The sequence below is a fragment of the Streptomyces sp. NPDC060184 genome, from assembly GCF_042728795.1.
Taxonomy (GTDB): Bacteria; Actinomycetota; Actinomycetes; order Streptomycetales; family Streptomycetaceae; genus Streptomyces.
In genome coordinates this window covers 1-22,689 of the sequence record NZ_JBHWYX010000036.1, presented here as the reverse complement: position 1 = coordinate 22,689, position 22,689 = coordinate 1, and the positions used below count along the sequence as shown (strand labels likewise).

General features: G+C 73.4%; 22 protein-coding genes and 1 pseudogene. 8 read left to right on the top strand and 15 right to left on the bottom strand.

Annotated features, from left to right (window positions below; genetic code table 11):
* The first annotated feature begins 29 nt into the window (after window positions 1-29).
* Both ACFWEE_RS23100 and ACFWEE_RS23095 read left to right on the top strand, forming a co-directional pair.
* Window positions 30-1,016 carry a nucleoside hydrolase gene (locus tag ACFWEE_RS23100; RefSeq protein ID WP_386891796.1) on the top strand — a complete coding sequence of 329 codons (987 nt, stop codon included), beginning with the start codon at window positions 30-32 and terminating at the stop codon, window positions 1,014-1,016.
* A complete protein-coding gene (locus ACFWEE_RS23095; protein ID WP_386891709.1) occupies window positions 1,013-2,461 on the top strand; it encodes an MFS transporter in 1,449 nt (482 codons plus the stop codon). Before ACFWEE_RS23100 ends, ACFWEE_RS23095 begins: the two co-directional genes overlap by 4 nt.
* A gap of 104 nt (window positions 2,462-2,565) precedes the next feature.
* On the opposite strand, the gene ACFWEE_RS23090 is transcribed toward ACFWEE_RS23095, so the two are convergent.
* From ACFWEE_RS23090 to ACFWEE_RS23055, 8 genes are all read right to left on the bottom strand, one after another.
* Window positions 2,566-3,813, bottom strand: a complete 1,248-nt coding sequence (locus tag ACFWEE_RS23090) for an ABC transporter substrate-binding protein (RefSeq protein ID WP_386891707.1) — start codon at window positions 3,811-3,813, stop codon at window positions 2,566-2,568.
* Complete coding sequence (locus ACFWEE_RS23085) at window positions 3,810-4,928, bottom strand: branched-chain amino acid ABC transporter permease (RefSeq protein ID WP_386891794.1); 1,119 nt, start codon at window positions 4,926-4,928, stop codon at window positions 3,810-3,812. The genes ACFWEE_RS23090 and ACFWEE_RS23085 overlap by 4 nt, the downstream gene beginning before the upstream one ends.
* A 4-nt stretch (window positions 4,929-4,932) precedes the next feature.
* The gene (locus tag ACFWEE_RS23080) at window positions 4,933-5,823 is read right to left on the bottom strand and encodes a branched-chain amino acid ABC transporter permease (protein WP_386891706.1); all 891 of its coding nucleotides are present in this window, start codon (window positions 5,821-5,823) and stop codon (window positions 4,933-4,935) included.
* Window positions 5,820-6,644, bottom strand: a complete 825-nt coding sequence (locus tag ACFWEE_RS23075) for an ABC transporter ATP-binding protein (RefSeq protein ID WP_386891704.1) — start codon at window positions 6,642-6,644, stop codon at window positions 5,820-5,822. Before ACFWEE_RS23075 ends, ACFWEE_RS23080 begins: the two co-directional genes overlap by 4 nt.
* Window positions 6,632-7,423, bottom strand: coding sequence for an ABC transporter ATP-binding protein (locus ACFWEE_RS23070; protein ID WP_386891703.1), 792 nt, complete (start codon window positions 7,421-7,423; stop codon window positions 6,632-6,634). Before ACFWEE_RS23070 ends, ACFWEE_RS23075 begins: the two co-directional genes overlap by 13 nt.
* 821 nt (window positions 7,424-8,244) lie before the next feature.
* Window positions 8,245-9,360, bottom strand: coding sequence for a glycerate kinase (locus tag ACFWEE_RS23065; RefSeq protein WP_386891792.1), 1,116 nt, complete (start codon window positions 9,358-9,360; stop codon window positions 8,245-8,247).
* Window positions 9,361-9,564: 204 nt separating this feature from the next.
* On the bottom strand, window positions 9,565-10,212 hold the full coding sequence (locus tag ACFWEE_RS23060; RefSeq protein WP_386891790.1) for a class F sortase: 648 nt from the start codon (window positions 10,210-10,212) through the stop codon (window positions 9,565-9,567).
* 49 nt (window positions 10,213-10,261) lie between these two features.
* On the bottom strand, window positions 10,262-11,005 hold the full coding sequence (locus ACFWEE_RS23055; RefSeq protein WP_386891701.1) for a hypothetical protein: 744 nt from the start codon (window positions 11,003-11,005) through the stop codon (window positions 10,262-10,264).
* Between the two features lie 208 nt (window positions 11,006-11,213).
* On the opposite strand from ACFWEE_RS23055, the gene ACFWEE_RS23050 reads away from it, so the two are divergent.
* The 3 genes from ACFWEE_RS23050 (at window position 11,214) to ACFWEE_RS23040 (ending at window position 13,393) form a co-directional block, all read left to right on the top strand.
* On the top strand, window positions 11,214-11,711 hold the full coding sequence (locus tag ACFWEE_RS23050; RefSeq protein ID WP_386891700.1) for an NUDIX domain-containing protein: 498 nt from the start codon (window positions 11,214-11,216) through the stop codon (window positions 11,709-11,711).
* A gap of 97 nt (window positions 11,712-11,808) precedes the next feature.
* Window positions 11,809-12,549 carry an NAD-dependent deacetylase gene (locus ACFWEE_RS23045; RefSeq protein WP_386891699.1) on the top strand — a complete coding sequence of 247 codons (741 nt, stop codon included), beginning with the start codon at window positions 11,809-11,811 and terminating at the stop codon, window positions 12,547-12,549.
* A gap of 259 nt (window positions 12,550-12,808) precedes the next feature.
* Window positions 12,809-13,393, top strand: a complete 585-nt coding sequence (locus ACFWEE_RS23040) for a TMEM165/GDT1 family protein (RefSeq protein WP_386891697.1) — start codon at window positions 12,809-12,811, stop codon at window positions 13,391-13,393.
* Window positions 13,394-13,517: 124 nt separating this feature from the next.
* Here the strand turns inward: ACFWEE_RS23040 and ACFWEE_RS23035 are convergent, their stop codons facing one another.
* The 3 genes from ACFWEE_RS23035 to ACFWEE_RS23025 form a co-directional block, all read right to left on the bottom strand.
* On the bottom strand, window positions 13,518-14,042 hold the full coding sequence (locus ACFWEE_RS23035; protein WP_386891696.1) for a methylated-DNA--[protein]-cysteine S-methyltransferase: 525 nt from the start codon (window positions 14,040-14,042) through the stop codon (window positions 13,518-13,520).
* A gap of 46 nt (window positions 14,043-14,088) precedes the next feature.
* Window positions 14,089-15,564, bottom strand: a complete 1,476-nt coding sequence (locus ACFWEE_RS23030; protein ID WP_386891694.1) for an AlkA N-terminal domain-containing protein — start codon at window positions 15,562-15,564, stop codon at window positions 14,089-14,091.
* A 76-nt stretch (window positions 15,565-15,640) separates the two neighbouring features.
* On the bottom strand, window positions 15,641-17,059 hold the full coding sequence (locus tag ACFWEE_RS23025) for a phytoene desaturase family protein (RefSeq protein ID WP_386891692.1): 1,419 nt from the start codon (window positions 17,057-17,059) through the stop codon (window positions 15,641-15,643).
* A 93-nt stretch (window positions 17,060-17,152) separates the two neighbouring features.
* Between ACFWEE_RS23025 and ACFWEE_RS23020 the strand changes: the two genes are divergently transcribed.
* Entirely contained in the window at window positions 17,153-17,980 is an 828-nt protein-coding gene (locus ACFWEE_RS23020; protein ID WP_386891690.1) for a nucleotidyltransferase domain-containing protein, read from the top strand.
* A gap of 99 nt (window positions 17,981-18,079) precedes the next feature.
* Here ACFWEE_RS23020 and ACFWEE_RS23015 read toward each other — a convergent pair whose 3' ends face one another.
* Window positions 18,080-18,970, bottom strand: a complete 891-nt coding sequence (locus ACFWEE_RS23015; protein WP_386891689.1) for an inositol monophosphatase family protein — start codon at window positions 18,968-18,970, stop codon at window positions 18,080-18,082.
* Between the two features lie 129 nt (window positions 18,971-19,099).
* Window positions 19,100-19,882, bottom strand: coding sequence for a GNAT family N-acetyltransferase (locus tag ACFWEE_RS23010; protein WP_386891687.1), 783 nt, complete (start codon window positions 19,880-19,882; stop codon window positions 19,100-19,102).
* A gap of 508 nt (window positions 19,883-20,390) precedes the next feature.
* Between ACFWEE_RS23010 and ACFWEE_RS23005 the strand changes: the two genes are divergently transcribed.
* Window positions 20,391-21,086 (top strand): type 1 glutamine amidotransferase domain-containing protein, encoded by a 696-nt coding sequence (locus ACFWEE_RS23005; protein WP_386891685.1) that lies wholly within the window; start codon window positions 20,391-20,393, stop codon window positions 21,084-21,086.
* A gap of 32 nt (window positions 21,087-21,118) precedes the next feature.
* Here ACFWEE_RS23005 and ACFWEE_RS23000 read toward each other — a convergent pair whose 3' ends face one another.
* Entirely contained in the window at window positions 21,119-21,502 is a 384-nt protein-coding gene (locus ACFWEE_RS23000; protein ID WP_386891683.1) for a Zn-ribbon domain-containing OB-fold protein, read from the bottom strand.
* Between the two features lie 201 nt (window positions 21,503-21,703).
* Window positions 21,704-22,480, bottom strand: a complete 777-nt coding sequence (locus ACFWEE_RS22995; protein ID WP_386891681.1) for a TetR family transcriptional regulator — start codon at window positions 22,478-22,480, stop codon at window positions 21,704-21,706.
* A gap of 109 nt (window positions 22,481-22,589) precedes the next feature.
* On the opposite strand from ACFWEE_RS22995, the pseudogene ACFWEE_RS22990 reads away from it, so the two are divergent.
* Window positions 22,590-22,689, top strand: a pseudogene (locus ACFWEE_RS22990) (electron transfer flavoprotein subunit beta); the annotation flags it as partial.

Here is a 22,689-nt window from a genome sequence, read left to right as displayed (position 1 = left end):
ACCGTCACAGCCGAGCAAAGGGGCTCATGTTGACCAGGAAGATCATCCTCGACTGCGATCCCGGACACGACGACGCGATCGCCATGCTGCTGGCCCACGGCAGCCCGGGCGTGGAGCTGATCGGCGTGACCACCGTGGTCGGCAACCAGACGCTGGAGAAGGTGACCCGCAACGCCCTGTCGGTGGCGCGGATCGCCGGAATCACCGGTGTGCCCTTCGCGGCGGGCAACCCCCGTCCCCTGGTCCGTGACATCGAGACGGCCCCCGACATCCACGGCGAGTCCGGCCTGGACGGCCCGGTGCTGCCCGAGCCCAGGACCGAGCTGGACCGACGGCACGCGGTGGACCTGATCATCGACCTCGTCATGTCGCACGAGCCGGGCGAGATCACGATCGTGCCGACCGCGGGACTGACCAACATCGCCATGGCGGTCCGCAAGGAACCGCGCATCGCCGAGCGGGTCCGCGAGGTCGTCCTGATGGGCGGCGGCTACCACGAGGGCAACTGGAGCGCGGTCGCCGAGTTCAACATCATCATCGACCCCGAGGCCGCACACATCGTCTTCAACGCGGGCTGGCCGGTCACCATGGTCGGCCTCGACCTGACCCACCAGGCGCTGGCGACCCCGGAGGTGCGCGAGCAGATCGCCGCCGTCGGCACCCGCCCGGCCCGGTTCGTCGGCGAGTTGCTGGACTTCTTCGGCGACATGTACCTGGAGGCGCAGGGCTTCGAGCACCCGCCGGTGCACGACCCGTGTGCGGTGGCCTACGTCATCGACCCCGACGTCATGACCACGCGCAGGGTCCCCGTCGACATCGAGCTGCACGGCTCTCTCACCCTCGGCATGACCGTCGCGGACTTCCGCCGCCCGGCGCCCGAGGACTGCCCCACCCAGGTCGCCGTCACGCTCGACCGCGACCGCTTCTGGGGCCTGGTCGTCGACGCGCTGGAGCGCATCGGCGAGGGCGGCGACCCCGACGGCGACAAGCCCGCCCCCGAGGGCGAGCGGGCATGAACGTCTCCACCGCACCCGTCGCCCTCGGCCCCGAGGGCCACCTCCCCGGGCGCCCGGCACGCGTCGGCGCGCTGATGGTCGCGCTGCTGGTGGCCTGCTTCGCCTTCCAGCTGAACGCGAGCATGCTCAGCCCCGCCCTGACGGACATGGCGGAGTCGCTGCACACCACGTCGGCCTCCATCGGCGGCACCCAGACCGCGTTCTTCACCTCCGCGGCCGTCTTCTCGCTGTTCCTGCCCCGCCTGGGCGACCTGATCGGCCGCCGCAGGGTCCTGACCGGCATGCTCGCGCTGATGGTCGTCGGCTGCGTGATCTCGGCCCTGGCCACGAACGTCCCGGTGCTGTTCGTCGGCCGTGTGCTCCAGGGCGTCAGCGGGCCGGTCGTGCCGCTCTGCCTGATCATGCTGCGCAACGAGGTCCGCGAACCGAAGATGTACGGCACGCTGCTCGGTGTGATCACCGCGGTCAACGGTGGCATCGCCGGCATCGACTCCGTGGCCGGCGGTTCGCTCACCGACCACTTCGGCTTCGGCTCGGTCTTCTGGACCATGGCCGCGGTCGCCGCGGCCGGCGCCGTGCTCGTCGCCGTCCTCACCCCCGAGTCGAAGGCCACCGCGGGCAACACCCGCATGGACTGGCCGGGCACCCTGTTCCTCGCGGTCTCGGTCGGCACCCTGCTGCTCGCGCTGGACGAGGCCGGGAAGCTGTCCTCCGCGAACTGGGCCTACGCCGTGATCATGGCGGTCGTCGCGGTCGTCGCCTTCGCCCTCTTCTGGCGCAACGAGGGCCGGGCGGCCCACCCGCTGGTCGCCCTGCACCACCTGCGGCGCCGCGCCACCTGGTCGCTGCTGGCCTGCACCCTGCTCACCATGACCGGCGTCTTCGCCGTCATGAACGGCCTGGTGCCCGCCTTCGCCCAGAACGCGGAGGCGGGCCTGGGGATGTCCGCCACCGGCTCCGCCTGGTGGACGCTCACCCCGTACGCCCTCGCCGGGTTCGCGATGGGCCCGCTGGCCGGCCGCGCCGCGGCCACCTGGGGCTACGGGCGCGTCCTGCGGGTCGGCCTGATCGGCTCCGTGATATCCGTCGCGGTCCTCGCGAGCACCCTGCACACCGGTTCGCGCGCCTGGCTGCTGATCGGCTCCCTGCTGGTGGGCATCACCTACGCGGGCATCGGCAACATCATCCTCAACGGGCTCGGCATCGTCCTGTCCCCCGACGAGAACCCGGGCTTCCTGCCGGGTCTGAACGCCGGCGCCTTCAACCTGGGCGCGGGCCTCAGCTTCGTCGTCCTGGACGCCGTCCAGAGTGCGGTCCACCCGTCCTCGGCCGCCTCGACGGCCGGATACTCCACCGCGATGATCGCCGGGATCGTGCTCATCGTGATCGCCCTCGCGGTGTCGTTCCTGATCCCGAAGCCCGCACGGGCCGAGGTCGGCGGATAGCGCTCCCCGTAAGTGTTGTCCCGCGGAAAGTCCGCGGCCCCCGCTCGCGCACGGTCCGATGCCGTGCGCCGTGCCGGGGGCCGCGGGCTTCTCCGTGGAGCGGGCTACTTCACCGTGTACGACGCGGCGGCCGGGGAGACCGCCGCCGGGCGGACCACCTTGAGGCCGCCGGGGGCCTTGGCGTCGGGCTTCATGATGACGCTCTGCCGGGTGGAGGGGGCCTTCGGGTCGGTGAAGTCGTGGGACATCCCAAAGTCGGCGCCGTAGCCCTCGACGGTGAGCAGGGCCTTGTCGACGCCCTCGCGGGTGAGGTCCTTGGCGTCGCAGGCCTTCTTCAGCGCCTCGCCGTAGACGGAGGCGGCGGTCCATCCGGCGACGACGCCGTTGTCGAGGCCGTCCTTCGGGTAGGCGGCCGTGTACTCCTTCGCCAGCTTCGCCGGTCCGGCGCCGGGGTCGCCGATGGGAAGGGTGGAGGCGGCGACGTAGTAGTCGGCCAGCAGGGCGGGGCCGGCCGGGGTCGCGAGCAGCTGCGGTGCGAAGGCGGAGTTGTTGCCGACGACCGGGACCTTGAAGCCGGTCGCGGCGGCGACACCGACGAGCGAGGCGGCCTGGCGGGGTCCGGCGCTGACGACGATCGCCTTGACTCCGGCCTGCTTGAGCGCGGAGACCTGTGCGGTCATGTCGTTGTCGGTGGGCTTGATCTTCTGCTCGACGACGGTGAGGCCGGCCTGCTCGGCGGCGTACTTCGCCCCGGCGAGCGCGTTCTCGCCGTAGTCGCCCTCGAAGTACACCTGGCCGATCTTGTCGCCCTTGGCGATGCGCTTCCGGTCGAGAAGGTAGTCGATCAGGTTGATCGTCTCGACGTCGTACGTGGCGCCGATGACCCGGACGTACGGGGAGCCCAGCAGGTTGGCCGACCAGGCCTGCGGCAGCACCACGCCGTGGTCCTGGTCGATGCGCTGCTCGACGGCGGCGACGAACGGCGAGCCGATGAACTGGGTGAAGCCCAGGACCTCGGGTGCGAGCTCGGTGTAGGCGGCGATCGCCTTCTGCGGATCGTAGCCGTGGTCGCGTACGGTCAGTTCGATCTTCCGGTCGCAGATCCCTCCGGCGGCGTTGGTCTGCTCGACCCAGAGCTGCTGGGCCTGGGTGACGCTCTTGCCGAGCGAGGCGTACACCCCGGTCATGTCGGTCAGCGCGCCGAGGGTGATGGTGGAGCCGGTGACGCCCCGGCCGGTTTTGACGCCGCCCTCGTCCGTCCCGCCGTCCTTCCCCTCGGTGGCTTTTCCGCTGCACCCGGCGAGGGTGAGGGCGAGAGCCGCGACGACGGCTCCGAGAACACGCTTTCTCATTTCTTCTCCCCTGATTTCTTCGGACGCGTAAGGCCACCGGGCATGAACAGGACCACCGCGACGACCGCGGCGCCGTAGAGATAGCGGGATGCCTCACCGGGTGCGATTCCGCCCGTACCGGGGGCGGAGACCAGCGGGAGGGACTCGCTGTAATGGGTGAGCACCTGCGGGAGCAGGGAGACGAAGGCGGCGCCGACCACGGCCCCGGCGACGGTGCCGAGACCGCCGATGACGATCATGGCGAGGTATTCGAGCGAGAGGGCCATGCCGAAGTACTCGGGGACGGTCCGCTGGAAGACCAGGGCGAGCAGGACGCCCGCCAAGCCCGCGTACATGGACGAGAGGACGAACACCCCGGCGCGGTACCGGGCCACCGGGACGCCCATCACCCCGGCGGCGATCCGGTGGTCGCGGATCGCGTTGAGCGCCCGGCCCGGCCTCCCCCGCAGCACGCCGCGGGCGAACACCGCGCTGAGCACGAGGGCGGCGAGGGCCACGTACCAGAGCTTCTCGGAGGATCCGAACGGCACGGCGGCGACGACGCGTTCGGAGTCGTCGAAGGCGAATCCGAAGACCGACAGCGGGGGGACGGCGCGGCCGTTGTAACCGCCGGTGAGTGAGCCCGCGTTGAACAGCACGTGCTGGCCGATGAAGATGAGCGCGAGGGTGGCGATACCGAGGTAGGCGCCGCGCAGTCGGGCCGCGATCGGGCTGAAGATCCCGCCGGCCAGCCCGGCCAGCGCCACCGCGAGGATCGCGGCGAGCCAGGTGGGCAGGGCGAGTCCGGTGAGGCCCCGGCCGTCCGCGCCGCCCGGCTCCCCCGCGAGGACGCAGTAGCCGTACGCGCCGACGGCGAGGAAGAAGCCGTGTCCCATGGAGAGCTGTCCGGTCGCCCCGGTCAGCAGGTTGATCCCGATGGCGCCGATCGCGGCGGCCATGGCGAACAGTCCGGCCTGGAGCCAGAAGCGGTCCAGGTAGAACGGCAGTGCCGCCATCAGCACCGACCCGGCGAGCCAGAGGTACGGACGCGGGTGACGGAGGCGTTCGCGGTGCGTACGGGCCGAGGGCGCCCGGGTGTCCGGCGCGGCGGCCGGGGTGGGGGTCCGGTCGGGCATGGTCTCAGACACGGGCCGGCTCCTTCGTGCCGAAGAGTCCGGCGGGCCTGATCAGCAGCACGACCAGCATCACCAGGTAGGGCGCGAGGTCGCCGATTCCCCGTCCGAGGAAGGAGAGATCGCTCTGGTAGCCCGTGGCGAAGGACTCGGTGACGCCGACGAGGAGTCCGCCGGCGAGGGCTCCGGTGGTCGAGTCGAGGCCGCCGAGGATCGCCGCGGGGAACGCCTTGAGCGCGGCGAGCGAGGTGGCCCGTTCGAGTCCGGGGGTGGGGAACACGGTGAGGAAGAGGGCGGCGACGGCGGCGAGCGCCCCGGCCACCGCCCAGGCGGCGAGCGAGACCCGGCCGAGCCGGATGCCCATGAGGGCGGCGGTCTGCGGGTTCTCCGCGGCGGCACGCATCGACACGCCCCAGGAGGTGAAGCGGAAGGCGAGCAGGAACACGGTGATGAGCAGCGCGGCGGCGACGAAGGCGGCGATCCTCGTCTGGGCGAGCGTGACTCCGCCGACGGTGACGACGCCGTTCCCCCAGGGATCGCCGAGCGGCAGCACGTCCGTGCCCATGCGCCGGGTGAGTTCGGTGGTGAGGAGGATGTCGACCCCGATGGTGACGATGGCGAGCACGCTGTGGTCGCCGCCCCGGTAGCGGCGTATGACGAGGAGTTCGACGGCGGCGCCGACGGCCGCCGCGCCCGCGACACCGACGGCGAGCGCGGGCCAGAAGCCGATGTCGTCGTGGAGCACCGCCGTCAGGTATCCGCCGGCGAGCAGGAGGGAGGCGTGGGCGAAGTTGACGACCTCGGTGGCCTTGTAGATGACGACGAAGCCGAGGGCGATGAGGGCGTAGACGGAGCCGATGGAGAGGCCGCCCAGGAGGAGTTCGACGAAGGTGGTCATTCCTGTTCTGCTCCCAGGTAGGCGCGGACGACGGCGGGATCGTTCTGTACCTCGGCGGGGGTGCCGTCGGCGATCCTGCGTCCGAAGTCGAGTACGGTCACGGCGTCCGCGAGCCGCATCACCACGCCCATGTCGTGTTCGACGAGTACGACGGAGATGCCGAGGCTGTCGCGGACTCCGGCCACCACGGCGGCGGTCCGGCGGCGTTCGTCGGCGGTCATACCGGCGACGGGTTCGTCCAGGAGCAGTACCTCGGGCTCCATGCAGAGCGCCCGGCCGAGTTCGACCAGCTTCTGCGCCCCGTAGGGCAGGGAGCCCGCCGGCCGGTCCAGCTCGGCTTCGAGGCCGATGAACGCGGCGATCTCGTGGACCCGTTCGAGGTGGCGGCGCTCCTCCCGGGCGGCGGACGGCAACCGGAGTCCGGCGGCGACGAATCCGGAGCGCATCAGCCGGTGCCGTCCGAGCAGCAGGCTCTCGGCGACGGTGGCGTGCGGCGGGAGCGCGAGGTTCTGGAAGGTGCGGGCGACGCCGAGGGCGGCGATCCGGTGGGCCGGCAGCCCGGTGAGTTCGGTGGCGCCGAGGTGCACGGTGCCGGAGGTGGCCCGGCAGACGCCGGAGAGCACGTTGAACGTGGTCGACTTCCCTGCCCCGTTGGGGCCGATGACCGCGTGCACGCTGCCGGGGTCGACGGTGAAGGAGACCGCGTCGAGGGCGGTGAGCCCGGCGAACCTGACGGTCACATCGCGGACGGTGAGCGGGGCGGGCCGGTCGGTGCCCGGTGGTGCGGCGGCGGGGGTGGGTGCGGTGGTCACGCCGACCACCTGCGCAGGGTGCGGGAGGCACCGGCCGCCGCGTCCTCGGCCGCCGTCTCGTCGACGACGCCGAGGTAGCGGCGGCGCACCTCGTCGGTGGCGGCGAGTTCTGCGGCCGGTCCGCCGAGGGCGACCTCGCCGACGTCGAGGACGTACGCGGTGGAGGCGAGGCGCAGGGCGATGGCCGCGTTCTGCTCGACGAGCAGCACGGAGGTGCCGCCCGCGTTGATCTCCCGGACGGTCTCGGCGATCTTCGCCGCCATCAGGGGGGCGAGGCCGAGCGACGGCTCGTCGAGCAGCAGCAGGCGCGGGCCGGCCATCAGCGCGCGCCCCATCGCGAGCATCTGCTGTTCGCCGCCGGACAGCAGTCCGGCGTGCTGGTGCGCCCGTTGCGCGAGCACCGGGAACAGCTCGTGGACGCGGGCGAGGGCGCCCGCCACTTCCTTGCGTCCGCCGCGGGCTCCGAGGGCACCGGCCCGCAGATTGTCGGCCACCGTCATCCGGGCGAACACCTGCCGCCCTTCGGGTACGTGGACCACTCCGGCGGCGACCACCTGCGCGGGCCGCAGCCCGTCCAGGGGGCGGCCGTCGAAGTGGACGGTGCCGGTGCCGCTTCCCCGGTGGAAGCCGAGGGTCCGCGAGACGGCCCGCAGCAGCGTGGTCTTGCCCGCGCCGTTGCCGCCGAGTACGGCGGTGATCGTGCCGCCGGGGACGTCGAGCGAGACGTCCCGCAGGGCCCGTACCGGGCCGTAGCCCACGGACAGCGAGCGGATCTCCAGCGTTGCCATGCGTCGTCCTCCTTCCGCCTGCTCGTCGTGGTGGGGGCCGGGCCGTCCTGCGGCCCGGCCGTCTCCGGGTCCGGCCGGGTCCGTCGTGGCCGGGATCGCGCGCGGATCCGTGTGGACCGGTGCGCGGCGTGCCCGCGGTGACGGGCTGCCCCCGGGATCCACAGACCAGCACCGGCCCCGCCGCACGTCCACGGCGTACGGCGGAGTCGATGCGGGCGACCAGTGCGGGCGGCGCCGGGTTGTGCGCGCGCACAGGGGCGGCGCTCTCCAACGCGGGAGGCGGGGGCCGGTGTCGTCCTCGCGACGACGCGCGACCGCACGGCTCGCGGGAAGGGGGACGCGGAGGGCGCGGCGCGGGAAAGCCGGACCGGACGCCGCTCGGCACGCAGGAACAGCTGCTGTCCGCAGCGCTGTTGGCGTATCAGCCGGAGCCTGCGAGGCTGCCGGTCAGGGGCGCACGGGGCCCGCAGTCGGCGCTCTTCGGTGACGAACGCGATTCGCTGGTACGGGCGTTGGATTCCCGGCTGGAGTGCGGCGTCTCACGGGGGCGGGCGACGGCCCCGGCCGCGCCGCCCCGCCTCACGGTGGGCGCAACCGCCCGCGGCGGCATGGACGGCCGGCTCGCGAGGTCGCCGTCCCGGCCGCACGCAAAAGCCGAACCGGCCCTGGGAACACAGGCGTTACGGCTGGTGCCACCGTCTCGGCGGACGGGCCCGGTGCGCGCAGGTCGTGTGTGGTGGAGGTCCCGCCGGTCGGGCGGACGACGCTGCTTTCACCACATGACCAGGGCGCCGCACCGGGCCCCGGAGACGGCTCGTCGGTCAGCCGAGGTGATCGCGGGCGATGGACTCCGCCGCCCGCTCCAGCAGGGGCCCGGCCTGGGCCATGGAGACGGCGGGGTCGGGCTCCAGGTCCGCGAGGGCGTAGGCGCGCGCGATGCCCGCCTTCTCCAACTCCTCCGCGCTCAGCGCCAGTCGGCCGCACACGGCGACGACCTTCACACCGGCGGCGCGGGCCGCCGCCGCGACACCGGCGGGCGCCTTCCCGTGCAGGGTCTGTTCGTCGAGCGAGCCCTCGCCGGTGACGACGAGCGTGGCGCGGGCCAGCGCGGGGGCGAACCCCAGCACGTCGAGCATCACCTCGATACCGGGGCGGAACCGGGCCCCGAGCCCCACCAGCGCGCCGTAGCCGATGCCACCGGCCGCGCCCGCACCGGGCGACGCGGCCTGCTCGGGGCCGAGTACGGCGGCGTAGCGGGCGAGCGCGGCGTCCAGGACCGCGATGTCCTCGTCGGTGGCCCCCTTCTGACGTCCGTACACGGCGGGGGCGCCCTTCGGCCCGGTCAGCGGATTGTCCACGTCGCTGGCGAGCACCAGGTCCACGGAGGCGAGGCGCGGGTCGAGACCGGAGAGGTCGGCTTCCGCGATGCGTGCGAGGCCGCCGCCGCCGGGGCCGACCGGTGCGCCGTCCTCGTCCAGGAAGCGGGCTCCGAGCGCGGTCAGCATGCCCGCGCCACCGTCCGTGGTGGCGCTGCCGCCCACGCCGAACACGATGGTCCGGGCGCCGTCGTCCAGTGCGGCCCGCAGCAGTTCGCCGGAGCCGTGGGTCGTCGCGGTGAGGGGGGCGAACACACCCGGCGGCAGGTGCTGGAGCCCGGACGCCTCCGCCATCTCCACCACGGCCGTGGTGGAGCGCAGCGCGTACGCCGCGTCGACCGGCTCACCGAGCGGGCCGGTCACCCGGGCCGTTCTGCGCTCGAATCCGGCGGCGAGCGCGGCGGCGACCGTGCCGTCGCCGCCGTCCGCCACGGGCAGCGTCTCCACCTGGAGTCCGGGGACGACGCGCCGCAGTCCGGTGGTCACCCGCTGCGCGACCTGCGCCGCCGTGAGGGAACCCTTGAACTTGTCCGCCGCGACCAGCACCCGCGCGGTCACCATCTCTGCTGCTCCGTCCGCCACCCTGCATCCTTCGCTATCGAACAGGCTCTCGTGCCGCTCGACCCTATCCGCAGCCCACCTGATCTGCCCATACTCCGGTCGCGGTTGCCCCGGGGCCGGTACGGGAACGCGTCCGGCCACCCCCGGAACACGCCCGACGGGCCGCACGCGAGGCGTGCGGCCCGTCGGGGGCAACCCTCGGGTTCAGGCGGCAGGGGTGAGCGAGGTGAGGTGGGCGAAGACGACGACGTTGGCGGAGTAGCCGGTCTTCTTGTCGAAGCGTCCGCCGCAGGTCAGCAGCCGCAGTTCGGGACGGTTCGTCGTCCCGTAGACCTTGTCGTCGGGGAATTCGCTCTTCTTGTAGGTCTTGACGGTGTCGACGGTGAAGACGGCCGTCCGCCGGTCGGCGCGCCGGACCTTGACGGCATCGCCCCTGCGCAGGGCGTTCAGGTTCAGGAAGATGGCGGGACCCGTCTCGGTGTCCCGGTGGCCGACGATCAGGGCCGTACCCGCCTCCCCCGGCGACGGCCCGTCCTGGTACCAGCCCGCCACCTTGGGCCGGTCGATCGGCGGGGCCTCCAGCCGGCCCTTGGCGTCGAGCTTCAGGCCGACGAGCGGGGCCTCGATGTAGATGGCGGGGATCGCGATCTTCACCGCCCGGGAAGGGCTCAGCGGGGGGTGGGATTCCGGGATGCGCTCGGGCATGCGGTGCGGTGCCCTCCGGAACGGCGGCGACCCGCCGCCCGCGGCGTCGGAGCCACGGGCGGCGGCATGCGCCGTCGCATCGTCGGACGCGTCACCGCATACGTGGACGATGCCTGCCACGAGGGAGAAGGTCGCGCACAGCGTCAGAGTGAGACGGCATGCGCGACTCGGCCCTCGGCGCCGCCGTCGCGGAGTGTTACGCCTCGCCACGGGCGCGACGGCGCGCTGCCCGGCGGGCCAGGACGAGCCCGGCGAGTCCGGCCACTCCCGCCGCCACGGCGGCGGTGGTCCCCGCCCCGGGGCCGGAGTCGCCGTCGTAGCTCGCGGTCTCCAGGGTGGGAACGCCACCGCCGCCCGCGGGGACACCGCCGGAGGGGCGGGTGCCCGAGGCGGCGGCCGGGGTGTCGGCGGCCTGCGTGTCGGCGATCGCGCCGTCGGCAGCCGTGGTGTCGGAAGCGGCCTGGTTGCCGGCGGCCTGCCCGCCGGCCGTCTGGTTGCGCTCGCCTCCGCGACCGCCGCGGCTCTCCTCGGGGCAGTTGACGACGAAGGTCCGCTGCTTGGTCAGGCCGGTCGGGACGACCCACTGGAGCTGGTAGGTGCCGTCCGGCAGCTGGTACTGCGGGCTGCGGGCCCTGCCCTGGGCGAGGGGAAGCGTGCCGGCCAGCGCGTTGCCGGGCGGGACGGTCAGCGGCTGCTCCGTGATGGTCCAGGCGACCGACGGGAGCGTCTCGAAGTTGTTGGCCGACAGGCGGAACTGGCAGATCGCGCCGCCGTTCGCACGGCTCTCGCGGCCCGCGTTGCGGACCTCCACGATGTTGAGGTCGCCGCTGTCGCCGGGGACGGCGAAAGCCTCGGGTGCGCAGGTGAGAGCGATGCCGGCGGCTGCCACGAGGGTGCCTGCGCGGAGTGCGTGGGTACGGGTGGAGGCGGAGAGGGACATGCGGGACTCCTTGAAGCCGGAACGATTGTCGTACTAATGGGAGGGGCACCCAAGGGATGCCACAGGTGATCCACGAGTAGGCACCGGCGTGACCGACAAACCGTCAGAAATCCCCCCACCGGCCCATCGGCAGCGGGACGGAGCAGGCGGGGCAAGAGCTCCCACGGCGCGTGGACACCCTCCACGGGACAGCCCTTAACCTGGCGCGGTGACCACAACTGACGACTACGCCGCCTACATCGCCGGCCTGCCCCGGATCCTGGCGGGCGCCGCATGCCTCTTCCGCGACACGACGGGCCGGGTCCTGCTGGTCGAGCCGAACTACCGTGCGGGCTGGGCGCTGCCCGGCGGGACGATCGAGTCGGACACCGGCGAGGGCCCCCGGGCCGGGGCGAGGCGCGAGACCGCCGAGGAGATCGGCCTCGACCTGGAGCCCGGGCGGCTCCTGGTGGTGGACTGGGTACGCGGCCCGGCCCGCCCGCCGATCGCTGCGTACCTGTTCGACGGCGGGGTGCTGAGCGAGGCGCAGCTGGCGGCGATCGTCCTCCAGGAGGAGGAGCTGCTGTCCTGGAAGCTGGTGGAACGTTCCGCCCTCCCCGAACACCTCCTCGGGTCGCTCGGCCTGCGGGTGGAGGCCGCACTGGCGGCGCTCGACGCGGGCACCGGAGCGGTGGAACTGGAGGACGGCCGGCCGGCCGCCCTCTGACGGGCCGTCCGCACCGGGAGTCCGGTCGCCGACCGTGCGGACGGGAGCGGGGGAAATCGGGTCGTCGGAGGGGTTTCCCGTCCGTAGGCTCCCCCGCATGACTCTCGTCGCGATCCTCAGCGGTGCCGGCGTCTCGACGGACTCCGGCATCCCCGACTACCGCGGCCCCGACGGTGTGTGGACGCGGGACCCGGAGGCCGAGAAGCTCGTCACCTACGACTTCTACATGTCCGATCCGGAGATCCGCCGCCGCTCCTGGCAGATGCGCCGCACCCATGCCGCGTGGAACGCCCGGCCGAACGCGGCCCACCGGGCCGTGGCGGATCTGGAGCGGTCCGGCACGGCGGTGCGGGTCCTCACCCAGAACGTCGACGGGCTGCACCAGGAGGCGGGGCTCTCCGCCCGCAAGGTCGTCGAGCTCCACGGCACCGCACGAGAGGTGGTCTGCACCCGGTGCCACGCCCGCTCCTCCATGGCCGACGCGCTGCGCCGGGTGGAGGCGGGCGAGCCGGACCCGGCGTGCACGGGCTGCGGGGGCGTCCTCAAGTCGGCGACGGTCATGTTCGGCGAGCGGCTGGACCCCGAGGTGCTGGCGACGGCGGTGGCGATCGCCAAGGGGTGCGAGGTGTTCGTCGCGGTGGGTACGTCGCTCCAGGTGCACCCGGCGGCAGCGCTCGCCGGTCTGGCCGCCGACCACGGAGCCCGGCTGATCATCGTGAACGCGGAGCCGACCCCGTACGACGACCGGGCCGACGAGGTGGTGCGCGAGCCGATCGGTACGGCGCTCCCGGCTCTGCTGGAACGGCTGGCGGCGGGTGGCGCGGGCGGTGCCGGCTGAGCCCCCCGGGGGTGCGGGTGGGGTAGTGTTGAGGGCTGCGAAGGGGAGTAGCCCCGAAAACCGGTCGTCGACACACTGGAATCCCCGGATTCCCGGTGGCCGGGCCCGTCGGTCGTGGCGGGTGGGCGAGACCTTCGGTCAGGTATGACACACCCGCGCCCCGCGGGTGCTGCGTCGTGCCGGGCCGAGTGGTCCTCCGAGAGCCCGTGCGGCGCTTCGCGAAGGCCCGGGGCCCGGCTCTCACAGAAAGCCACCCGGAATGCACCTCGACCCCCTGGCGATCATCACCGCCTTCGGGCTGATCTTCCTCGCCGAGCTGCCGGACAAGACGATGTTCGCGTCGCTCGCCATGGGCACGCGCATGAAGCCCCTGTACGTCTGGTTCGGCACGTCGTCCGCGTTCATCGTCCACGTGGCCATCGCGGTCGGCGCGGGTGGTCTCCTCGGGCTGTTGCCCGACTGGATCGTCAAGCTGGTCTCGGCCCTGCTCTTCGCCTTCGGCGCCTTCATGCTGCTGCGCGGCGGGGGCGACGACGAGGACGAGGACGAGGAGGTCAAGACCGTCACCGGTTTCTGGCCGGTCTACGGGACGGCGTTCATGGCCGTCTTCATCAGCGAGTGGGGCGACCTCACCCAGATCACCACGGCCAACCTCGCCGCGAGCAACGGTGCCTGGTCCGTGGCGATCGGCTCCGCCGCCGCGCTGATGTCCGTCTCCGCGCTGGCGCTGCTGGCCGGCCGGTTCATCGCCAAGCGGGTGCCGCTCAAGACCGTCCAGCGCGTCGGCGGTCTCTGCATGCTCGGGCTGGCGATCTGGACGGTGACCGAGATCTTCACCGGCTGACGTCCCCGTCCGGACGTGTACGCGGAGGAGCCCGGTGACCGCCGAGACGGTCACCGGGCTCCTCCGCGTCCCGGGCCCTCGGCCCCCCCGGCCCCTCGGCCCTTCGCGCCCTCAGCCTCGGCCCTCAGAACAGGGCCGGGGTGTCGTCCTCCGTGCCGCGTTCGAACGCCAGCAGGCGCTGCTTGCGGTCGAGCCCGCCGCCGTATCCGGTGAGGCTCCCGGAGGCGCCGATGACCCGGTGGCACGGGACGATGATCGAGACCGGATTGCGGCCGTTGGCCAGGCCGACCGCGCGGGAGGCGCCGGGCTTGCCGAGCCGGCCGGCCAGTGCGCCGTAGGAGAGGGTCTCGCCGTACGGGATGCGCTGGAGCTCCGCCCAGACGATCCGCTGGAACGGGGTGCCCTCCAGGTGCAGGGGCAGGTCGAACTCGGTGCGCGTCCCGTCGAAGTACTCCCCCAGCTGCCGGACCGCCTCGGCGAAGGAACCGGTGTCCACCTCCTCCCCGAAGGTCTCGCGCGGTGGTTGATGACGGTGGTCGGTCATGTACAGGGCGCTGAGGACGCCGTCGGTGGCGACGAGGGTGAGCGGACCGTAGGGGCTGTCGAGCAGGGTGTGGGTCCTGGTGCGCGGGTGGACGGTGGTGCTCATGGGTGCTTCCTTCGGGTTCGGAGGTCGGGGCGCGTCGGGGCCGGGGTCACTCGGGCAGCCGGTTGACGGGGTGCCCGTCGACGGTCCACAGGTACTGCACGGCGTACGCCCGCCAGGGCCGCCACCCGGCCGCCCGTGCGGTGAGCGCCGCCGGGGTCGACGGCAGCCCCAGCCGCTCGGCCGCACGCCGGATGCCGAGGTCGGTCGGGCAGAAGGCGTCCGGGTCGCCGAGGGCCCGCATGGCGATCACCTCCACCGTCCACGGCCCGAACCCGGGCAGCGCGGTCAGCGCGGCGCGGGCCTCGTCCCAGTCGGTGTCGGCGGCGTCCAGCCGGAGCGATCCGTCGGCCAGCGCGCCGACGAGGGTGGTCAGCGTGGTGCGCCGGGTGCGCGGCAGGGCGAGCGCCTCCGGGTCCAGCCCCGCCAGCGCCTCCGGCGCCGGGAAGAGGTGGGTGAGCCCGCCCTCGGAGTCCTCCACGGGCTTCCCGTACGCCGTGACCAGCCGGGCCGCGTGGGTGCGGGCGGCGGCGGTGGAGACCTGCTGGCCCAGTACGGCGCGTACGGCGAACTCCGCGCCGTCCACCGTGCGCGGCACCCGGCGGCCCGGAGCGGCGTCCACCAGGGGGGCGAGCAGCGGGTCGGTGCGCAGCTGACCGTCCACGGCCACCGGGTCCGCGTCCAGGTCGAGCAGGCGGCGGCAGCGGCTGATGGCGAGGGTGAGGTCGCGGGGGTCGGTGAGCTGGAGGCGGCAGGCGATGTGGTCGGGGCGCGGGGAGAGCGCCACGATGCCGTGGCCGTGCGGGAGGGCCAGGGTGCGCCGGTAGGCGCCGTCGCGCCACTCCTCCACACCGGGGACGGCGGTGGCGGCGAGGTGGCCGAAGAGGTTGCTGGGGTTGAGCGGGGCGCGGTAGGGCAGGCGCAGCGCTATCACGCCGGGTGTGGTGGCGGCGCCGCCGCCGCGTCCGGCGCGGGTGCGCAGTTCGCCGGGTGCGAGGGCGAAGACCTCGCGGATCGTCTCGTTGAAGGTGCGGATGGAGGAGAATCCGGCGGCGAACGCCACCTCGGCCATCGGCAGCGCGGTCGTCTCGATGAGGACCCGCGCGGTCTGGGCCCGCTGGGCCCGGGCCAGGGCGAGCGGCCCGGCTCCCAGTTCGGCCAGGAGCTGGCGTTCGATCTGGCGGGCGGAGTAGCCGAGGCGGGCGGCGAGCCCGGGCACGCCCTCGCGGTCGACCACCCCGTCCTGGATGAGCCGCATGGCGCGGGCGACGGAGTCGGCGCGGGCGTTCCACTCCGGGGAGCCCGGGCTGGTGTCGGGCCGGCAGCGCTTGCAGGCCCGGAACCCGGCCTGCTGGCAGGCCGCCGCACTGGGGTAGAAGGTCATGTTCTCGACCTTGGGCGGCAGGACGGGGCAGCTGGGACGGCAGTAGATCCGGGTGGTCAGGACCGCGGTGAAGAACCATCCGTCGAAGCGGGCGTCCTTGGACTGGACGGCCCGCACGCAGCGCTCGGTGTCGGTGTGCATGCTTCAAGCATCGGTCACCCGGGAGCCGGGGGCTGGCGGAAATCCGACATGGAGGTCGCGCCGGCCCTCCCCGGGATCAGCCCGCGGCGCGCAGGCTGCGCCAGACGGCGCGGGCGGCGTGGTGGCCGGACATGCCGTGGACGCCGGGGCCGGGCGGGGTGGCCGAGGAGCAGAGGAAGACCGCGGGGTGGGCGGTGGCGTACGGGACGCGGGCGAGCTTGGGGCGGATGACGGTCTGGAGTCCGGCGAAAGCGCCGCAGGCGATGTCGCCCCCGACGTAGTTGGCGTTGTGCGCGGCGAGCTCCCGGGGTCCGGCCACGGCCCGGGCCAGCACCAGGTCGCGGAAACCGGGTGCGAACCGCTCCAGCTGGCGTTCGATGACCTCGGTGGCGTCGCCCTCCCAGCGGGCCGGCACGTGTCCGTACACCCAGAAGACGTGGTGTCCCCGGGGCGCGCGGGTGGGGTCGGCCAGGCTCGGCTGGGCGGTGATCAGGAACGGGACGCTCGGGTCGCGGCCGTCGACGGCGGCGCGGAGCGCGGCGTCGATCTCGGGGGCGGTGGGTCCGACGTGGACGGTCCCGGCGCGCCGGGCCTCCTCGGCCGTCCAGGGGACCGGGCCGGAGAGCGCGTAGTCGATCTTGAAGGTGGCGGCGCCGTAGCGGTAGTGCCGGTAGGCGTTGCCGAGTCCGGCGATCCGGGCGAGCGCGGTCGGAGAGGTGTCGAAGACGTAGGCGCGGGCGGGCGGCAGCTCGTCCAGGCGCTTGACCTCGATGCCGGTACGGATGGTGCCGCCCTGGCTGCGCAGGTAGGAGGCGAGGGCGTCGGAGATGGACTGCGAGCCGCCCCGGGGCACCGGCCAGCCGTTGGCGTGCGCGGCGAGCGCGAAGAGCAGCGCGATCCCGCCGGTGGCCACCCCGGAGGTGGGGGCGATGGCGTGTGCGGCGAGTCCGGCGAGGAGCGCGCGGGCCTTCTCGTCGCGAAAGCGCCGGGAGAGCAGCGTGGCGGGCTGGAGGGCGTCGAGGCCGAAGCGCACCCAGCGGTACGGGTCGCGGGGCAGGCCGAGCCACGGGGTGCGCAGGAAGTCCTGGGCGAGCGTCTCCCAGTGGCCGAGGTAGGGGGCGACGAGCCGGCGGTAGGCGCCCGCGTCGCGGGGTCCGAGCGAGGCGGCGGTCTCCCCCACCGAGCGGTTGAGCACGGCGGCCGTGCCGTCGGGGAAGGGGTGGGCGAGGGCCAGTTCCGGCTGGATCCACTCCAGCCCGTGGTCGGCGAGCGGCATCCCGGCGAACGCCGGGGAGCCGATGCCGAGCGGGTGGACGGCGGAGCAGGGGTCGTGGCGGTAGCCGGGGAGAGTCAGTTCACGGGTGCGGGCGCCGCCGCCGACCGTGTCGGCGGCCTCGAAGACCTCCACCGCGTAGCCGCGGCGGGCCAGTTCGGCTGCGGCGGTCAGTCCGTTGGGCCCGGCCCCCACGACGACTGCGTCAAGCATCTGCGACACCTCGGGACTCCTTCGCGGGGCGGCGGGACAGCCCTTGGAGAACCAGGATATTCCCGCGCGCGGGCGGCGTACGCGTGGGTACCCTCCCGTCCGATGACCGACTCCGCCGAAAAGACCGCGTCCTCCGTCGCCGCCATGGCCGCCCGCCTGGTCGGCGTGGGCGGCGTCCGTGCCGTCGCCCTCGGCGGCAGCCGGGCCCGTGGCACCCATCGCCCCGACTCCGACTGGGATCTGGGCCTCTACTACCGGGGTTCGCCCGATCTCGACGCGCTGATCGCCCTCGCCTCCGAGGCGCAGGGAACACCTGCGGTGGTGGAGGGGCCGGGCAGTTGGGGCCCCTGGGTGAACGGGGGCGGCTGGCTGCGGGTCGGCGGCGTCGCGGTGGACTGGATCCTGCGGGACCTGGACCGGGTGGAAGCGGTCTGGGCGGACTGCCGGGAGGGGCGGTACGAAGTCGGGGTGCAGCCGGGGCATCCGCTGGGCTTCTGGTCGCCTTGCTATCCGGGTGAGGTCGCGCTCGGGCGCGTACTCACCGACCCGGAAGGTGAACTGACGGAACTTCAGACACAAGTCCGTCTGTATCCGGAGCCGTTGCGGCGGGCCCTGGCGGACGGAGCCTGGGAGGCGGAGTTCCTGGTGAGCTCGGCCGCGAAGTCCGCCCCGGCGGGAGACACCCTCCATGTGTCCCTCTGCCTGTCGCGGGCGTTCGGGATTCTCGCCCAGGCGCTGCACGGGCACCATCGCACCTGGTGCCTGAACGAGAAGGGCGCGCTGGCCGCCGCGGCGGCGCTGCCGGAGACTCCGCCCGGCTTCGCGGAGCGGGTGGCCTCCGCGCTGCGCGACCTCGGCCCGGCGGCGGTGGAGACGGCCCGGGACGTGGTGCGTGAGGTGCGGGAGGTACTGGCGCGCGGGAGGGCCTGAGCGGCGGCGCGGTCGCACCGCCGAGCGCCGGAGCGGCTGTGGTGCCTTGGAGCGCCGTGGTGCTCGCGGCTCCGCGGTGCCGCCCTGGGCGCCGGGGCGTCAGACGTTGCTGAGCAGGGCCGCGCGGATGCGGGCGACGGTGGCCTCGTCCCGGCCGACCGCGAACGGCAGGTCGTTGTCGCCGGCCAGCCTGAAACGGGCGCCGGACAGCGTGGCGTGGGATCCGCCGGCCTCGGCGACCAGCAGCAGCCCCGCCGCGTGGTCCCAGGCGAACTCCCAGTTGAAGGCGAGTGCGTCGAGGTCGCCCCGGGCGACGGCCAGGTACTCCAGCCCGGCCGAACCGCAGGCGCGGGCCTCGATGCCCTCGGTCCGCAGGCCGAGCAGGGCACGCTTCTGTTCGTCGGTGGTGAAGTCGGGGTGGGACATCGCGACCCTCAGGACGGCGCCGGGCTCGGGCGAGCCCGACCGCAGGGGCGCTCCGTTGAGCGTGGCGCCCCGGCCCCGAACCGCGACGGCCATCTCCTGGAGCACGGGGGCGTACGTCCACGAGGCGATGAGCTCACCGTGGTGGGCGAGGGCGACGAGGGTGCAGAATCCGGACTCGCCGCGGACGAACTGGCGGGTGCCGTCCACGGGGTCCACGATCCACACCGGCGCGTCCCCGGACAGCGCGCCGTACACGGTCGGATCGGCGTGCACCGCCTCCTCGCCGACCACCACCGAGCCCGGCAGGATGCGGGTCAGCGCGGCGGTGAGGTGCTTCTCCGCCTCCCGGTCGGCGCTGGTGACGAGGTCGTGCGGACCGCTCTTCTCGATGATGTCGTCGGCGGCGAGCTTGCGGTGGCGGGGCATGATCTCCGCGGCCACCGCCTCGCGTACCGCCTCCTCGACCAGCGCCACCTGCCCGACACTCCCGGTGCCTCCGGTGTTCCCGGCGCTCCTGGTGTTCCGTGCGTTCCGTGCGTTTTCGGCGAGAAAGTCATCGATCATGTCTCCAGCTAAGCACGGTCCGGCCGTACCCCCGAAAGCGCAGAGGTTTCCGGCCCGTGAAACCCGCTGTCCGGGGCGGGGCCGCCCTCCGGGGCCAGGCGCGGGCCGTGCCTGGCCCCGGAGGGGCTCTCAGCAGGAGTTCCGGGACAGGCTCATGTACAGGCGGGTGCCCTGCGGCCGGTAGCCGAGGCGCTCGTACACGCGGCGTGAGCCCTCACCGGAGAACTCCAGCCAGACCGAGTCGGCGCCCCGGTCGAACATCGCCCCGGTCAGCGCCGCCGTGACCGCCCCGGCGATGCCCCGGCCCCGGAAGGCGGGGCGGGTGCCGACTCCGGCGAGTTCGGCGGTCCCGGCCGCGGGGGCGGAGCAGGAGGCGCCGCCCGCGCAGCTGCCGTCGGGCGCCCGGACGAAACGGACGCCTCCGCCGCTCTCCTGCGTGCGGCGGAGCCGGGCGGTGCCGTGCGCGGTGGGGGCGAAGGCGCCGCCGAAGGACTCCGAGAGAGCCGCGTCGACCGTCGCGTACTCCTCCTCGGTCGCGGGCGTCTCCACGCGGAGGGCCGGGCCCCCGCCGGCCGCGCCGCCCCAGGGCCCCGGGGTCAGGGTGGCGGGGGTGCAGACCAGGTACGGGTGCGTCTCCTCGACGGTGAAACCGGCGCCCAGCAGCGCCGCCTCCACGGCGGGGGCGGCGCCCGGCGCGAACTCCAGGCGGGGCAGCAGGCCGCGCACGCGGAAGGCGCCGACGAGGGCACGCACGTCCTCCGGGGTCGGCCGGGCGCCGGGCAGCGGGGTGGCGTAGTTGATGTACGGGCTGGACGTGGCGGGATCGAATCCCGCGACGAAGCCGCCGGTCTCCACCGCGTCGGGACGGCGCTGGAGATGGGCGACGGCAAAGCTCTGGACGGTGGTGTCCACGATGGTGGTTACCTCACGAAGGTGACGGGGCGGGAGCGCGTCGCGCACGGCCCGTGCGGGCGCGCGGGATCGCGCGATCTGGTTCGTCGCGCCCGCTCCGGGCAGGGAGCGGCGGCGGTGCGCCGGGCACCGCATCGTGGGGCCGCCGTGCTGTGTGGCGTGGTACCGGCCGGAAGGTGCCGCCGGGGCGGACCTGTCAGTACCGACGACGGCCGCTGAGGGACGTCGTTGACAATTGGCTCAATCCTTCGTGTTCCGTCCGTGCGGGCCCGGAGGGACCCGTACACCGTGGAGGGCGCGGCCAGCGTGGCACGGCTCCCGCACGGTACGCAAGAACTTTCCCGGGGCGGGCGGGGCCGCCGGTTCCCGCTGCCCCGCCTCCCCCGCGCACACCCCCGGCCCGGCCCGCCCCGGTCCGCCGGTTGGCGTCACGGGCGGGGTCCGTCCTACGGTCGAGGGGTCGGCAACCCACGACGCGACAACCCCCACGACCCCGGAGATGTGCGACATGGCGAAGATCCTTTTTGTGGTGACGGGCGCGGACCACTGGACCCTGGCGGACGGCAGCAAGCACCCCACCGGCTTCTGGGCGGAGGAGGCCGTCGCCCCGTACGAGGCGTTCAAGGCGGCCGGTCACGAGGTCGTCGTGGCCACCCCGGGCGGCGTGGAGCCGACCGTGGACCGGGCGAGCCTCGCCCCGGAAGTCAACGGCGGGCAGGAGAACGCGGACCGGATCGCCGCGACACTGGCCGGCATGGACGAGTTGCGTACGCCGTTGGCCCTGGACGACGTACGGCTGGAGGAGTACGACGCGGTGTTCTACCCCGGCGGCCACGGGCCCATGGAGGACCTCGCCGTCGACACCGTGTCCGGCGAACTCCTGACCCGCGCGCTGGATTCGGGCAAGCCGCTCGGCGTGGTGTGCCACGCCCCGGCCGCCCTGCTCGCCGCGAAGCGCCCGGACGGCTCCCCCACCTTCGCCGGGTACCGGCTGACCGGCTTCACCAACGCGGAGGAGACCCAGGCGGGCTTCGCCCAGAAGGCGCGCTGGCTGCTCCAGGACCGGCTGGTGGAACTGGGCGCGGACTTCCGGGAGAGCGACCCGTGGGCACCGTACGTCATCACCGACCGCAACCTGATCACAGGTCAGAATCCGGCTTCCTCGGCGCCGTTGGCCGCCGAGTTGGTCAAGAGGCTCGGCTGATCGCCCCGTTCCGGTGCGCTCGGTGAGGGGTGTCAGTACCAGTCGCGGTGGGCGGGCGGCCGGCAGAGCTCCAGGATCACGTCGCCCGCTGCCGGCTCCTCGGCGGGAAGCGGGCGCACCCGGGCGCCGACCTCCACCAAGTGCGGGGCGGCCCCGACGACTTGGCAGCGGAAGACGAACCCTTCCGGGAAGCGGACCAGGGATTCGTTGCGGGCGTCTTCGGTGTAACGGTGGACGACTGCGGTCCGTACGACGACCCCGTCACCGGAGCTGCGCTCCGGGGTGAAGTCGCTCGACGCGCAGACCGGGCAGAGCAGTCGGCGAAAGGAGGCCGTCCCGCACCAGCGGCAACGCTGATAGGGCAGCCCCGTCTCTTCGACCACCTGGTGCGCGGTGCCACTTGCTGACTGGAACATGTCGGGACCCCCTGCGCTCGGCTCGAACGCGCCGCACCTCGACAGCGGCGCGTCCGCACCATATGGCACTCAGTGCCTTGAGGTAAAGACACTGAGTGCCCATTGTTGCGTTTCGCCCGCCCCCGCCCCCTCGTCGACCTGCCCCCGCCCCCTCGTCCGCGTGCCTCCGCCCCGCTCATCCGCCCGCGCCCGGCCCCGCGTTCAGCTCTCCCCCACGGCCGCCTCGATCTGCTGGACGACCCTCCACATCGGGGTTCCGCGCTGAGCGACCATGACGATCACGTCCCGCTCCACCCCTTCCGCACCCGTCGCGCCGCCCACCTCGAACACGCCCGGCGGCGCGGCCCGCACCGCCGGCCCGGCCGGGGCGGACCAGAGCTCGCGCACCATGCCCAGCGCGTGGTCGACGGCCGCCCAGGCATCTCCCTCGCCGCCCGAACGCAGCCAGAGGCGGAGGCCGTTGTTGTGCGCCGCCGCCACCGAGGCGGCGGCCACCTCGGCCCGCAGCACCCCGTCGGGCAGGTTGCGGTAGGCGTGCCGGAGGTAGCCCGCGAAGATCTGTTCGTACCGGCGCACGACGGAGAGTTCGTACGCGCGCAGCCCGGGCACCTCGCGGGTCAACCGGTAACGCCGGACCGAGAATTCGGGCTTGGCCGCATACATGTTCAGCACGATCCGTGCCGCGCCGCAGACGGTGCCGATCGGATCGGCGGCGTACCCGCCGTCCGTGATCTCCGCGGCCTCCGCGGCGGCGAGGAAGGCCGTCGTCTCGGCGAGGCAGCTCTCGTGGTCCGGGAAGACCACGTCGTCCTTCGACGGGAAGTAGCGGAAGAACGAGCGGCGCCCGACCCCCGCGCGCGCCACGATGTCGTCCACCGTGGTCCGTTCGAAGCCCTTCTCCATGAAGAGCTCGAACGCCGCCTCGGCGAGCGCCTCCCGCATGGGGGCCTTCTTCGCTGGTCTGCGCGCATCGGTCATGCCGCGCAACGTAGCACCGGACACCCCGATCTGGCACTGCGTACCTTTACAGAGGGTACTGAGTGCCATAATCTCGACACTACGAACACCACCAGGCAGGAGAGCCGTCGTGACCTTGAGGATCGTTGTCCCTGTGAAGTACGTGCCCGACGCGACCGGTGACCGGGGGTTCGCCGATGACCTGACGGTGGACCGTGAGGACGTGGACG